Annotated in this window: 12 protein-coding genes and 1 pseudogene; 7 read left to right on the top strand and 6 right to left on the bottom strand. The window is 72.6% G+C overall.

Going from position 1 to position 13840, the window contains the following annotated elements; genetic code table 11:
* The first annotated feature begins 164 nt into the window (after nt 1-164).
* From OG361_RS04750 to OG361_RS04735, 4 genes are all read left to right on the top strand, one after another.
* Nucleotides 165-884, top strand: a complete 720-nt coding sequence (locus OG361_RS04750) for an SGNH/GDSL hydrolase family protein (protein WP_405851999.1) — start codon at nt 165-167, stop codon at nt 882-884.
* On the top strand, nt 881-1390 hold the full coding sequence (locus OG361_RS04745) for a hypothetical protein (protein WP_405851998.1): 510 nt from the start codon (nt 881-883) through the stop codon (nt 1388-1390). The genes OG361_RS04750 and OG361_RS04745 overlap by 4 nt, the downstream gene beginning before the upstream one ends.
* Before the next feature lie 466 nt (nt 1391-1856).
* Nucleotides 1857-2645: a DNA-binding response regulator gene (locus OG361_RS04740; RefSeq protein ID WP_405851997.1), complete on the top strand. Its 789-nt coding sequence runs from the start codon at nt 1857-1859 to the stop codon at nt 2643-2645.
* Nucleotides 2646-2741: 96 nt separating this feature from the next.
* Nucleotides 2742-3515, top strand: a complete 774-nt coding sequence (locus OG361_RS04735; protein WP_405851996.1) for a LuxR family transcriptional regulator — start codon at nt 2742-2744, stop codon at nt 3513-3515.
* A gap of 705 nt (nt 3516-4220) precedes the next feature.
* Here the strand turns inward: OG361_RS04735 and OG361_RS04730 are convergent.
* Both OG361_RS04730 and OG361_RS04725 read right to left on the bottom strand, forming a co-directional pair.
* Nucleotides 4221-4616 carry a hypothetical protein gene (locus tag OG361_RS04730; protein ID WP_405851995.1) on the bottom strand — a complete coding sequence of 132 codons (396 nt, stop codon included), beginning with the start codon at nt 4614-4616 and terminating at the stop codon, nt 4221-4223.
* Between the two features lie 370 nt (nt 4617-4986).
* A complete protein-coding gene (locus tag OG361_RS04725; RefSeq protein ID WP_405851994.1) occupies nt 4987-5202 on the bottom strand; it encodes a hypothetical protein in 216 nt (71 codons plus the stop codon).
* Nucleotides 5203-5639: 437 nt separating this feature from the next.
* On the opposite strand from OG361_RS04725, the gene OG361_RS04720 reads away from it, so the two are divergent.
* Entirely contained in the window at nt 5640-7133 is a 1494-nt protein-coding gene (locus OG361_RS04720; protein ID WP_405862075.1) for an FUSC family protein, read from the top strand.
* 423 nt (nt 7134-7556) lie between these two features.
* On the top strand, nt 7557-8612 hold the full coding sequence (locus tag OG361_RS04715) for a lactonase family protein (RefSeq protein WP_405851993.1): 1056 nt from the start codon (nt 7557-7559) through the stop codon (nt 8610-8612).
* Between the two features lie 105 nt (nt 8613-8717).
* Here the strand turns inward: OG361_RS04715 and OG361_RS04710 are convergent, their stop codons facing one another.
* Entirely contained in the window at nt 8718-9641 is a 924-nt protein-coding gene (locus tag OG361_RS04710) for a sirohydrochlorin chelatase (protein ID WP_405851992.1), read from the bottom strand.
* Between the two features lie 303 nt (nt 9642-9944).
* Nucleotides 9945-10937, bottom strand: a pseudogene (locus OG361_RS04705) (N-acetylglucosamine kinase); the annotation flags it as partial.
* Nucleotides 10938-11098: 161 nt separating this feature from the next.
* On the opposite strand from OG361_RS04705, the gene OG361_RS04700 reads away from it, so the two are divergent.
* Complete coding sequence (locus OG361_RS04700) at nt 11099-11776, top strand: uracil-DNA glycosylase (RefSeq protein ID WP_384574939.1); 678 nt, start codon at nt 11099-11101, stop codon at nt 11774-11776.
* A gap of 93 nt (nt 11777-11869) precedes the next feature.
* Here OG361_RS04700 and OG361_RS04695 read toward each other — a convergent pair whose 3' ends face one another.
* Both OG361_RS04695 and OG361_RS04690 read right to left on the bottom strand, forming a co-directional pair.
* A complete protein-coding gene (locus OG361_RS04695) occupies nt 11870-12412 on the bottom strand; it encodes an RICIN domain-containing protein (protein ID WP_384574936.1) in 543 nt (180 codons plus the stop codon).
* A 180-nt stretch (nt 12413-12592) separates the two neighbouring features.
* Entirely contained in the window at nt 12593-13675 is a 1083-nt protein-coding gene (locus OG361_RS04690; protein ID WP_384574933.1) for a WD40/YVTN/BNR-like repeat-containing protein, read from the bottom strand.
* Nucleotides 13676-13840 lie beyond the last annotated feature (165 nt).

Raw genomic sequence — 13840 nt, 5'->3', positions numbered from 1 at the left:
TGTCCGAAACTGTCCAGGCTGAGGAGGGAGCGGAACCAGGCTCGTGGCCCGGTTTCTTGTTGCCCGCTCAGTCGGTTACTGTCGTGCCCCGCTGGGACGGTTGGGACGGCCGTGCCGGATTCCGCGAGGACCCCGACCTCTCTCACTCTTAGGGAGACCCGTTCATGAACCCCCTGCTGATCCCCGTCGTCGCCGCACAAGCGGTGTACGTGCGCCTGTCCACCGAGACCCTGCCACCTGCGGGCGGGCCCGACTCCGGTACGGCCGGCGGAACGGCGGGCGCGGCGGCCGACGCGGCGGCCGGTGCCGGACCGCTGCGGATAGCGGTGGTCGGCGAATCGACGGCGGCGGGCTGCGGAGTGGAGCGGCACGAGGACGGATTCACCGGTCAGTTCGCGCGGGAGCTCAGTGCGCGCACCGGGCGCCCCGTGGACTGGTCGGTTTTCGGCCGGTACGGGGCCACGGCGCGGCGTATCCGGTACCGACTGGTGCCCGAGCTGGACACCGGCCTCCACGTGGCGGCGCTGCTGGCGGGGGTCAACGACGTACTGACCCGGCGCAGTTCGCAGGACTGGGGCGATGATCTGGCGGCGGTGGTCGGCGAGCTCGCGCAGCGGGCGGACCAGGTCCTGGTGACGGGGATACCGCCGTTCGGAGAGTTCCCCTCCATCCCGAAAACGCTGGGCCGCTACCTGGGGGAGCGGGCGGCGGTGCTGGACGAGGTCGCGCAGCGGGTCTGCTCGGAGGTCCAGGGGGTGACGTGGATCCCGTCCGCGAACGTCCTGCCGATGGGTCCGGACTTCTTCGCCCGGGACCGGTTCCACCCTTCCGCCCAGGGGTACCGCGAGTGGGCGCAGGTCGTTGCCGGGAAGGTGGCGCTGTGAGCGGGGCGGGGGAGCAGGGGCGGGCCGGGGGCCGGCCGTCCGTGCCCGGCGGGCGGGACCCGCTGACGGGGCTGCCGTTCGTGGACGAGCACCGGGTGCTGGTGGCCGCGGATGCCGCACAGGTGTGGCGGACGCTGACCGAGGTGGTCGGACGGAAGCGGGGCGGACGCAGTGAGGCGTACGCCCGACTGGTGCGCGCCGAGCCGGCAGCCGCTTCGGGACCGCCGTTGGAGCTGGGCTCGACGCTGCCCGGGATGCGTGTCGTGGAGTCCGTACCGGGCGTCCGGGCCGTCCTCACGGGACGCCATTTCCTCTCGCGGTACACGCTGATCGTCGCGCTGGAGCCGGAGCCGGACGGTTCGGGGACGGTGCTGGTGGCGGGTACGTACGCGGTGTTCCCGGGGCCGTTCGGCTTCGTGTACCGGCAGCTGGTCATCGAGTCGGGCGCGCACACGAAGGCGGTACGGGGGCTGCTGGCGAGGGTCCGCGACCGGGCGGAGCGCTGATTGCGCCGAGCGGTCCGAGCGCTCCGGGCGGTCCGAGTGCCGACCCTTCGGTGTCCGCGTGGGAAACGACGGGAGAATACCGGGACGCCGGGGGTGAGGCCCGGACGAAAGGGAATTTCTGCCGTTGAATTGTTACACCCTTCAATAAGTGAATGGTGTGTGATGCGCCACCGACGACTGTTCATCGCGGGGAGGTTGCCCCGTCGCGCGGTCATGAAAGGCGCAGGTCGGTGCGGGGGTGGCGGCTGTTTTGGACGCGATTTGACGAGCCTAGGTGCTCGTCCTAATATCGGCCCCGTTCTCAATGATTGGTGAAATCTTCACCACGTGAGGCTATGATTCCGCTTGTATACGGAGTTGTATACGAAAGGTCCGGACCCGCTGAACCGGTAATGGCTGCGCGGAGCTCGTAGTTGCGTGGGGGCGAGAGCAGGCATCATTTGCGCGTGTTGCTGGGGGCACACGAATGGCGGCGACAGCGGAACAACGTGACGTACCCGCGGAACGCAGAGGGTGGCCGGAGCAGGACGCCGTCGTCCGGCTGCAGGACGCACTCTTCCGGGGGCGGGAGCTCATCGAATCCACCCTCTCGACATTGATTCGGGAGGCCGCGGGGTCGGCCGAGCCCGTTCCGGTGACGCACACCGGGCGCAGTGAGCTCGCCGACGCGGTGGCGCAGGTGCTGGACAAGGGCGGGCGCGACATCGCCATTGCCCTGACCGAGGCGGGAGAGTTCACCGATGCGGTACTCGGGCACCTGAACCGGGTGCCGGCCGGTCTGCCCGTGCGGGTGCTGTGCACCGCCACCGCCGCCGACGTCCACGCCGACCGGCTGAGCCGCTTCCAGGAGCGGCCGCGCACCGAGATCCGCGTCACCGACCGGGAACTCCGGGCCGCCCTCGTCGTGGACGGCACCGCCGCCGTGGTTTCCGGCACGGCTGCGGAGGGAGCCGCCGTGGTGATCGGCGATGTCGGCACCGTCCAGGCCCTGGAGCTGCTGTTCGCGTGCGTGTGGGCCGGGCGCCCACGGCTGAATGACCAGCTCCACTTCGGTCCGCGACTCCGCTCCGAGCTGGGCCGGAACGTCCTGCGGCAGCTCTGCTCCGGCAGCACCGACGAAGCGGCAGCCCGGGACCTTGCCGTGTCGCTGCGCACGTACCGGCGGTACGTCGCGGACATCATGCGGGAACTCGATGCCGGATCCCGGTTCCAAGTCGGCGTCCGAGCGATCGAGTTCGGCCTGGTCTCCGACTGACTCGGCTTGCCCCGCGTCCCCTCACCCCCACTCCCCCCCCACCTCTCCCACCCTCCCCCCTCACGGCCCCACCGGCCGCACGGAAAGCGAGAAGGCGTGATCGAACCGTCCGTACAACCCCGAGACGAGCTGGAGCGGGGGCTGCTGGAGGTGCAGGCGCTCATCGAACTCTCCATCGCCCTCCACCGGGACCGCAACGTCAAGGAACGGCTGATCACCCGGCTGGACGGCACCTGCGCCGACGTGCTCGACACCGTGTGCGAGCTCATCGACGGTGCCACGCACAGCATCGACATGGTCCACGCCCGCGGACCGAGCCTCTCCGCGCAGGCAGCCCGGCTGTCCTGGGCCGAGCACGAGCTGCGCCGGGCCGCGGCCGGTGTGAAGGTCCGCCTGCTGGCCGTGCCGAGCAGGCTCGACGGGGACTTCGTCCGGGACCAGCTGCGCAGCGAGAACCCCGTGGAGATCCGGGTCGCCGCCGTTCCTCCCCTCCAGGCACTCGTCGTGGACGGCCGGACGGCACTGGTGGTCGCCGGGCCCGCGGGAGGCGGCAGGGTCTCGCTGATCCGTGCCCCCGAGGTCGTGCACGCCATGCGCAGTCTGTTCCGGGGCGTGTGGAGCGGGGCGACCCCGGCCAGCGACGGCCTCGTGTTCGGCGAGCGGACCGCGCTCGCCCGGCGGATCCTGGGCGCCCTCCAGCGGGGGATCACCGACGAGGCGGCCGCCCGCGAACTCGAGGTCTCGGTCCGTACCTACGGGCGGCACGTCGCCGAAATCATGGCGGCCCTGGGCGCCAGTTCCCGCAGCCAGGCCGGGGCCCGCGCGGCGAAACTGGGCTTCCTCACGGCATCGGCCGAAATGCACGTCTGACCCGGCCCCTGCGCATTCATCCCGTCCACTTCTCCCGGACTTCCGGATTTCCGATTTCCTTGGCGAAAGGGAGATCCGGCGAGTGTGACGAACTCGTTTTGCAATCACAGCAGTCACCATGAGTGTTGTCACCGCATTGCTGGGGCATCCCAGTGCAGGAACGGCTGAAACGGTTGACCCGGCGACCATATTTCCGACGGTGCCCTACACCGTCGATGCGGCTCGGGAAGCCCTCCTCGCCCAAGGCGTGAAGTGGCGCGGTTTCCGAGGTGCGCCTGGCGTGGGGGCGCGCGGGTGGACGGTTTCGACGTGTAGGACGCCTACCCATCCGTCGGACCCGTCGCCCGCTGGGAAATGGCGCGGGTTGGTCACGGCGCCAGTGCGGTGGCCACCCGGGCCAGGCGGTCGGCCACTCGGCTCGCTCCCACAGCCGCCGCTGAAACGCGCCGGCCGCGTCGTACTCCGCGCCGAACAGCAGTTCCTCGGCCTCCTCGCTCTGGATGCACGAGGAGAGGTGCCCCAGCCAGAAGAGCGGCTCGTCCAGGAGCCCGGCCTGGTACGTGAGGGGGCCACCGCCATAGCCCGGTATCCGGGCAGGATGCAGGTCTGCGCTGTTCGTCACGGAGGGCATCATGCTGCCCAGGCGCCGTGTCCATGAGGCCGGGCACACCAGCCGATCTTCGTGGGTTGTGCAAGGGCGATCGGTCAGCCGAGCGGACTCGCGTCGGCGCCACTCCTCTTCATGCATGCCTCGTCGTAGGCCGTCAGAGTAATCGCGCTCGTTTTCTCGGCGATCCCGTATTGCACGCTCACGGTCCAGCCACGCTGCTTGAGGATCGCGTGGGCCTCGCCGATCACCCCGTCCAGGGTCTCGCGCTCCCTCAGCCCCCCAGACTGCTGCCAGTCGCGTTCACGCAGCTCGCCCACCACCGCCTTGAAGCGGTCGAAGTCAAGCGGGGCCGTCTCGTCACCGATGCCCCTGAAAGCGACGGCGCACGAGGGTGGCGAGCCGGCCGGAGCGTCCTCGAATGGACGGGCGTATTCCGGCGCGTTCGCCGGAACGCCGACGGCCGCGACCGAGGTGTCGAGGTCGATGCGCACGACCTCCTTCGTGAGCGGCCCGGTGCCCGCGGGCCGTGGCGACGCCTGCACGGGAGCGGCAGTTGTCCCGGTGCCGGTACCGCTCTCGCCGCAACCCCCGGTTCCAAGCGCGATGACCGCGATTGCCACGACGGCACGCTTCATCCTGTTCACAGTTGTTCCCTCCCAGGCCCCCGGGGGGCATGCGCCCTCGCGATCAACGGAGGAGTGTGCCACGGTGCGTCGATGAGGGGCCCGCGGCCCCACCGGGCGGAACCCCTGATCCGGGTCGACTGGCGGAACCCTATTGGCGGGACATCCCTTGGACGGTGTCTCACCTGGCGATCTTGTCCGCTGCAGGGCCGTAGGCGCTCAGGGTGGGGACAGCCTGTCAGGCCGGCCAGCTGAGCCGGCCGTCCACGATGGCCAGTAGAGACGCGGGCATCTCGTCGATGACCCAGGCGAACTCCAGGGCTGCGAGCGTGGCTCCCCGGTTCGTCCACACGAGGATCGCCCAGTACGAGCGCCGCACGCCACACAACCCCGGCGGCGACCAGGATTCCGTCGACGCCCGCTTCTTCGCGATCGTCACCGACCTCGTCGGCACACCCAAGACTCAATCACGTTCAATGGCTCTGACGCTGATGTGAAGAACACGCCCGTGCGTGATCTCAGAATTCACGGCGTTTCCGGATCGTCGGGATATTCGCTGTCCCTGATGCCCCGGAGGGGTAGGGCGCGGTACGTCGCCGGCGGGCGGTGTGCGGGCGGCGTGGGCCAATGGCCCCGTCTGGTCACTCGCCCCGCTGCGATGGTGGGCCAATGGCCCACCGTTTCGTCAGTGAGTTGAGCCGCTGTACCCCCTTCGGTCTATCCTTGTAGCCATCACACACCTTCGGCGCCGCGCAGCGCCGTCCGGCGACGAGGCCGGACCGGCCCGCGGTGCTTTCGTCGTGTCCGAGCCCCCACCACCCCCGGGGAGCCTCGCGCGCGGTGAGGAACAGATCAAGGGGGGCGGGATTGGCCGCCGTGCAGAAGTACTTCATGGCCCCGGATCCGGGGCGGGTCAGGCTCAGGGTCTCGCTGCGTGCCGTCGTCGGCATCGTGCTCGCGGTCGCCCTGGCCGAGCTGCTCGGTCTGTCCCTCGTCGCGTCCATCACCGCCGGCCTCGCCGCGCTGCTCGCCCTCTTCACGGTCGCCGACCCCACGGTGCGCCGCCAGGCGGTCACCACCGCCCTGCTGCCGACGGTCGGCTTCCCCGTCCTCGCCGTCGCGACCCTCTTGCACGGCGCCCCGCTCCTGCGCGACGCGGCCTGGCTGCTCGTGATCTTCGCCGGCGTGTACGCGCGCCGCTGGGGGCCGCGTGGACACGCGCTCGGCATCTTCGCCTTCATGCAGTTCTTCGTGACCCAGTTCCTGCACGCCCTCCCCGCCCAGCTCCCCGAGCTGTACGCGGCCACCGGCATTGCCTTGGGTGCGGCCGCGACCGTGCGCTTCGTGTTGTGGCCCATCGAGCGCCGTGTCCCGCCGCCGGCAGTGCCCGCCGCTCTGCCCGGTACGGGGCTCGCCCGGGCTACCACCCGTCAGGCCGTCCAGGTCTCCGTTGCCTCGGGGGCGGCCCTCGTCATCGGGCAGTTCCTCTCGGAGGAGCGCTGGTACTGGGCCGTCGGCACCGTCTGGTGGATCTTCGTCAACACGGCCTCACGGGGCGAGACGCTCGTACGGGGCTTCCGCCGCGTCCTCGGCACCGTCGCCGGCATCGCCGCCGGATTCCTCGTCGCCATCCCGTTGGGCGGCGCGCCCGTCATTACCGCGTTGCTGGTCGCCGTGTGTGTGTTCGGGATCTTCTACACCGCCGCCGTTTCGTACAGCTGGATGATCCTGGCGGTCACCGTGATGGCCAGCCTGCTCTACGGGCTGCTGGGGGTGCTGGACGGCGCGCTGCTCCTCCTGCGCGTGGCCGAGACTGGCGTCGGGGCCGCGTGTGCCGGCCTTGCCGTGACGCTGGTCCTTCCCGTCCGGACGCATACGACGAACGACGCGTGGATCCAGCGAGCGCTCCTCTGCGTCCGGTCCGCCACCTCGGCGTCCGTGCGGCGCCTCGCCGGCGAGGAAGCCGCCGACCCGACGCCGCACGCTGCCGAGCTGGAGGCACTTCTCGGGCGTGTGCGGCTCTCGCTGGCTCCGCTGGTGCATCCGTTGACCCCCTTCAGGGGGAGGAAGCAGCGAGCGCGTCGAGTCCTCGTGCTCCTCGATGAAGCGGCCGGAGAGGTGCGGGGACTGGTTGCTGTGGCCGCCGACCCGGACGCCAGTCACGACGCCCGCCTGGCTGCCGCCTGCTGGCGAGTCGAGGCCGCCGTGGAAGCCCTCACTTCCCGCGAAGGGGCTGCGGTGGAGCTGGACGGTCACCTCCGGACCGAGAGCGATGTCCACGCGGGTGCGCCGGCTCTCGCCCATGCAAGGGGGCTCGCCCGCGTGCTCACGGAGCTGGACGCTCCGTTGCGGACTCCGCCCGGTGCGTGGATGGTCCGTTCCTGAGAGGGGCCGTGTGGGGCGGGACTGCTCCGAGGCCAGAGCCAGTCGGCCGGACTCCTCCACGCGCTGCTCGGCCGTCGCCGACCCGGCGCCGCACGCCGTCGCACTGGAGCTCCTGCTCGGCCGGGCCCGGCTCTCCCTCGCACCGCTCGTGCACCCGCTGAGCCCCGCTGCGCGCCCGCAAGCCGAGGCGGCCCCTCGGCCCCTGCACGGCCTGGAGCAGGCCCCGTCGACCCGGCGGCGCCGCTGCGCACCTCGCCGCGCGCCCCGCTGGTCCCGGCGGCCTGAGCCGGGCGCGTCCCGCTGGTCCCGGCGGCCCGAGCCGCCGCACCCGCCCCCACCGGAACGGGTTGGTCTAGACCGCCTGCTACCGTCGGCCGGACGACGGCCGGTCGACCGTGACCGGCCCCGGGGAGGGGAGGCGCCATGGGCGACACAGGGGCGGTACAGGGCCGGAGCGCGCCGCGGGCGTACATCGGATCGTTCACGTCGGCGGGCGGGCTCGGTGTTCTCGCCGCCGACGTCGACGAGGACACGGGCGCGCTGACCGTCACCGGCGCCTCCGACGCCGTCGCCGACCCCTCCTTCCTCGCCCTCGCCGGCCCCGTGCTGCACGCCGTCTCCGAGACCGAGCCGGGCGCCGTCGCCGCCTTCGACGTGACCGGCCCCGTACCCCTGCCGCTCGGCGCACCCGTCCCCGTCGACGGCTCGGGCCCCACCCACCTCGCCCTCGCCGCCGGCCACCTCCTCACGGCCAACTACACCTCCGGCAGCGTCACCGCCCTGCCGCTGGCCGAGGACGGCATCCCCCGCCCCGCCGCGACGGTCCTGGCGCACGAGGGCAGCGGCCCCGTCACCGACCGCCAGAGCGGAGCCCACGCCCACCAGGTGCTCCCCGATCCCTCCGGCCGGTGGATCGTCAGCGTGGACCTCGGCACCGACTCCGTACGCGTCTGCGCCCTCGACCCCGCGACCGGCACGCTCACCCTCCACGCCGAGTCCGCGCTGCGGCCCGGAACCGGGCCGCGCCACCTCGCCTTCCACCCGGCGGGCACCCACGCCTACGTCCTCAACGAGCTGGAGCCCACCCTCACCGTCTGCCGCTGGGACGCCGAGGCGGGCGTCCTCGAACCGCTCGGCGAGACCTCCGTCGTCCCCGCGGGCACCGCGGGCCCCAGCTACCCCTCCGAGGTCGTCGTGGCGCCCGACGGCCGCTTCCTGTGGGCCGCCGTCCGCGGCGACGACACCCTCGCCGTCCTCGCCCTCTGCCCGGACGGCGCGAAGGCCGAGCTGATCGCCACCGTGCCCTGCGGCGGCACCTGGCCCCGTGACCTGACCCTCGACCCCTCCGGACGACGCCTGTACGCGGCCAACGAGCGCTCCGGTGACGTCACCTGGTTCGACCTCGACCCGGAGACCGGCGTCCCGGCCAGGGCGGGCGCGATCGACGCCCCGGCGGCCTCCTGCGTCGTCTTCGGCTGAGCCCACACGAGCTCGTTGCCGAGCCGTACACGAGAAGGGCCCGCACCCGGATTCCCGGTGCGGGCCCTTCCCCTACGGCACGTCTCAGAGCGACTACGGCACGTCTCAGAGCGACGGCGCGCCCTGCGGCTGCTGCGGTGGGATGCCCAGCGCGGCCGTGTACTGCGAGAGCACCAGCTTGCCGATCGCCGGGTAGGCCCCCAGCGGCTCGGCGGCGGCGCACCCGGCCTCCTTCGAGGCCTCGTCGAGCAGACCCTCGGCCAGCTCCGGGCCGATCAGGTACGGCGCGAGTGCCAGCTGGGCCGAGCCCGCGGCGCGCAGCTGATCGGCGATGGAGGTGATCGAACCCTCCTGGTCGAGCGCGGCGGCCATCACCGGCACGGCGAGGCGCGCGGCGAGCAGCATGCCGGTGATCCCGGCGGCCTGCACGGCCTCCTCGCCGCCGACCGTGGCCAGGATGATGCCGTCGGCGGCCGTCGCGACCGTGAACAGCCGGGCGCGGTCGGCACGGGCGAGACCCGCCTCGGAGAGGCGCACGTGCAGCGCCTCGGCGAGCAGGGGGTGCGGGCCGAGGACCTCGGTCAGCTCGGCGGTGTTGCCGCTGTCCATGACGGCCTGGCGCACCTGGCGCATCAGGGCGCTGTCCGGGCCGGCGAGCAGCGGGACCACGACCGCGGCGGGACCCGTCGGGGCGGCGACGTCACGGCCCGCGGCGACGGCCAGCTCGTAACGCTGGGCGCGCAGTGCGGCGGTCGCCGTGAGCGCGGTCGCGAGGGACGGGTACTCGGTGTCGTCGCCGTCCAGGAAACCGATCACGGCCTCCAGGCCGGGCAGCTCCGAGCGGGCGATGCTCACGACCTCTTCGGCGAGGGAGCGTATGGCGGCCGACGGCACACCGGGAACGGCGAGAACCAGCGCGGGAGCGCCCTCGGGCGCCGCCGCGGGTTCGGGGCGACGGTGCCGCCCGGACTGGCGGGGTCGAGGCATTCGTACAGGCAGGCCGGAAGCAGGCCCAGTGGGGGAGCTCATGGCGCCGCATGCTACTGGTTTCGCCTGCCACGCTGTTCGGTGAGGTGCGATCGCGCGCCGTCTGTCCCGCTATGTCTGGTCTCCCTGCCCACTTCCGGCCGGGTCCGGGGTCTCCGTACCACCCCCGACCTGGACGGATGTCGTGGCCTCCGCCGCATCTGCCGCCCCTGCCGCCCTTGCCGTCCCTGCTGTCACCGCCGTCTCGGGCGTATCCGCTGCATCTGCCGTATTCGTCCTGTCCGCCTCATCCGGTGACTTCGCCGCCTTCGCCGCCTTCGCCGTCTCCGGCGCCAGGTCGCCGAAGAGGCGGAGCAGCGTCCGGTCCACCGGCAGCCGCAGCGTCCCGGTGGCGAGCGCCGAGGCGAGCGCGACCGCCCCGGCCAGCGGATCACCCGCGGGCGCCACGATCCGGGCGTACGGAATCCGCTCCGCGAGCGCGGCCCGCAGGGGTACGAGGAGGGGGTCGCCCATCTTGAAGAGGCCGCCGGTCAGCGCCACCAGGGCCCCGGGGTCCGGCGGGCACGCGGCCTCGGCGGCGTCCGCGATGTGGTCGGCCGCCCGGGCGAGGACGTCCGCGGCGACCGGGTCGCCGGCCGCCGCGCAGGCCCCCACCTCCGGGGCGAAGGAGGCGAGCACGGCGGGCCGGTCGGTACGGGGGTAGAGCACGCCCGGCAGGCCCGCCACCGGGCCGAAGAGCTTCTCGGCCCGGGCCAGCAGCGCCGCCGAACCGCCACGACGCCCGTCGTGCGCGCGCATCGCCGCCTCCAGGCCCGCCCGGCCGATCCAGGCACCGCTGCCGCAGTCGCCGAGGAGGTGCCCCCAGCCGTCGGCCCGGCGCCACGCCGCCAGATCCGTGCCGAGCGCGATCATCCCCGTACCGCCCGCGACGACAGCGCCGGGCCGCTGGCCGAGCGCCCCGGCGTACGCGGTGACGGCGTCGGCCGCGAGCGCGAGGCGGCGCACTCCCCATGCTCCGGCGAAGGCCGCGGGCAGCCGGTCCCGCAGCTCGTCCCCGAGCGTCGCCATTCCGGCGGCGCCCACGGCCACCGCGAGCACCGGCCGTCGGCCCGGAGCCCGCACCGCCGCGCGCTCCCGGAGGGTGCGGACGGCCGGCACGACCTGCTCCAGGAAGTGGGCGGCGGAGATTCCGCCCGGCCCGGTCCGCACGGGCTCGCGGGAGGCGAGCGTGTCGAGGACCGTGCCGCTCGCGGCCTCGGCCAGGGCGATCCGCAGCCCCGACCCGCCGGAGTCGACGCCGACGACGAGGCCGTCGGAGGACTCGTTCACGGAACCCACGGAAAGTGCCGAAAGCGCGGAAGCCACGGGAACCTCAGGAACCACGTTGCACCGTCCTGGTGGGAGTGGGGCAGGGGCAGGGCAAGTGGCGGGAGTCTAGGGTGTGCCTCGCCGATCAGGCCGGACCGGGGTGTCACTGTAGGCCGGTAGAGTGACGGACTGTGACAGCGCGACCGTTGAACGAACTGGTGGAGCCCGGCTGGGCGGAGGCTCTGAGCCCCGTCGCGGGGCGTGTGGCCGAGATGGGCGACTTCCTGCGCGCGGAGATCGCCGCGGGCCGGACGTATCTGCCGTCCGGGCCGAACGTCCTGCGGGCGTTCCAGCAGCCCTTCGACGAGGTGCGGGTCCTGATCGTGGGTCAGGACCCCTATCCGACGCCGGGAATGGCGATCGGGCTGAGTTTCGCGGTCGCGCCCGAGGTCCGCTCGCTGCCGGGGAGCCTGGAGAACATCTTCCGCGAGCTGAACACCGACCTCGGTCTGCCCCGGCCGTCGAACGGCGATCTGACCCCCTGGACCCGTCAGGGCGTCCTGCTCCTGAACAGGGCCCTGACCACGGCCCCGCGAAAGCCGGCCGCCCACCGGGGCAAGGGCTGGGAAGAGGTCACCGAGCAGGCGATCCGCGCCCTGGCGGCCCGTGGCAAGCCCCTGGTGTCCATCCTGTGGGGCAGGGACGCCCGCAACGCCCGGCCGCTCCTCGGGAACCTCCCGGCGATCGAGTCGGCGCACCCGTCGCCGATGTCCGCGGACCGCGGCTTCTTCGGCTCCCGCCCGTTCAGCCGGGCCAACGAGCTCCTCCTGAACCAGGGAGCCCAGCCCGTCGACTGGCGCCTGCCCTGACTCTCACGTCCCTGTGCGCCCCTCGCGTCCCCGTGCGGGGCGTACGGGCGCCGGGCGACTGCCCGACGCCCGTCCCAGGGCCCGTGCGACGGCTTACGCGAAGGTGAAGTTGAACTTCTGGTTGGCGCCGTAGTGGCAGTCCCACAGGCGCGCCCTTGCGCCCGCGCTCAGGCTCCAGCCTTCGATCTCCAGGCACTTGCTGGAGGCGTACTCGAACGACGGGTAGATGAGACCCGAGTTGCCGTACCAGGTCTGGTTGGCCCCGTAGTGGCAGTCCCACTGGTTGGCGGTCGCGCCGTTGTTCGTCGCCCAGCCGCCGATCTCCAGGCACTTGCCGCTGTTCGCGTTCATGTACCAATAGGGGCCGCCGGACTCGCCCTCGTTGTAGACCTTGTGCCACTTCTGGTTGGGCTTGCCGGTGCACGGCCACTGGCGTACGGCCGCGCCGTTCGCCAGGCTCCAGTCGGCGACCTCCAGGCACATGCCCGGAGCGTGCTGCGGGCTGATCGTGTACGTGAAGTCGTAGGTCTTCGACGCGGCCTGGGCCGGTGCGGCGGTGACGCCGAAGACGAGGCCGAGGGCGGCGGCGAGTACGAGCAGGCCGCGCCGGGCGCGGGAGAGAGGGCTGGGCTTCATGGTCCGTGGTCCTCTGCAATCAGGAAGGAACCCGGTCGCTGGCCGGGAATCACCGCCTGAGGATCACATGCGCGTGCGACCCGAACTCCGCCCACGCCGTCCCGAGTCGACCCGAACACGACCCACGCCGTCCCGAGTCGACCCGGGACGGCTGCCCGTCGCCCGGAAGGCGCCGGAAGCTCAGACCACCGCCGCTCTGACGCACAGCACGTCCGGCAGATGCTCGGCGAGGAGCTGCCAGCTGTCGCCGTCGTCGGCGCTCGCGTACAGCTCGCCGTTGCGGTTGCCGAAGTAGACGCCCGCCGGGTCCGCGTCGTCCGTGCAGAGAGCGTCCCGCAGCACCGTGCCGTAGTGGTCCCCCTCGGGCAGCCCGCGGGTCAGCGGCTCCCAGCTGGCTCCGGCGTCGTTCGTCCGGTAGACGCGGCAGCGCCGACCGGCCGGGACGCGGTCGGAGTCGGCCGTGATGGGGAAGACGTAGGCGGTGTCCGGGCGGTGCGGGTGGGCGGCGACGGCGAAGCCGAAGTCGGAGGGGAGTCCCTTCCCGATGTCGGACCAGTTGACGCCCGCGTCGTCACTGCGGAACACCCCCCAGTGGTTCTGGAGGTACAGCCGGTCCTTGTCGCCGGCGTCCTGGGCGATCTTGTGTACGCACTGCCCGAACTCGGGGTTCGGGTCGGGCAGGAAGACCGCGGACACCCCGTGGTTGGACGGCTCCCACGCGGCCCCGCCGTCCCGGGAGCGGAACACCCCCGCGGTCGACACCGCGACGGTGAGCGCCGCCGGATCGCGGGGGTCGGTGACGACGGTGTGCACGGCCTCTCCGCCTCCGCCGGGCACCCATCCGGAGCGGGTGGGATGCTCCCAGAGCGGGCGGACGAGCTCGAAGGACTCCCCGCCGTCCGCCGAGCGGAACAGCGCCGCCGGCTCCGTCCCCGCGTACACGACGTCGGGGGAGTGCCCGGGTGCCGGGTGGAGCTGCCAGACGCGCTCCAGCGAGGCCCCGGTGTCCTCCGGGAACTTCACCGCGGGCCGCGCGGGCTCGGTCCAGTTCCTGCCGAGGTCGTCCGAGTGGAAGACGGACGGTCCCCAGTGCGCGCTGTCCCCGCCGACGAGCAGGCGCGGGGTCGGCCGCCGGGTGTCGATCGCGACCGAGTAGACGGCCTGCGCGGGAAAGCTCGGATCGTCGAACTCCCATCGGCCGTCGTGCCTGCGGCCGATGAAGAGCCCCTTGCGGGTGCCTACGGTGAGGAGTACCTCGGGCATGTCTGCCACCTCCAGGACGCCGTTGTCGCGGATACGGGCCAGTCTGCACCGGACCACTGACAACGGCCCCCGGACACCCCCGACGGACACCGCGGGACACCTCCCCGGGCGCCGCGGGACGCTCGCCCCGGACGCTCCGGAGCACCTCCCTGCACACCTCCCCGC

The organism is Streptomyces sp. NBC_00090, from assembly GCF_045160815.1.
Taxonomy (GTDB): Bacteria; Actinomycetota; Actinomycetes; order Streptomycetales; family Streptomycetaceae; genus Streptomyces.
Note: the sequence above shows the minus strand (reverse complement) of the source record. Positions and strands in the feature narration are given on the sequence as shown.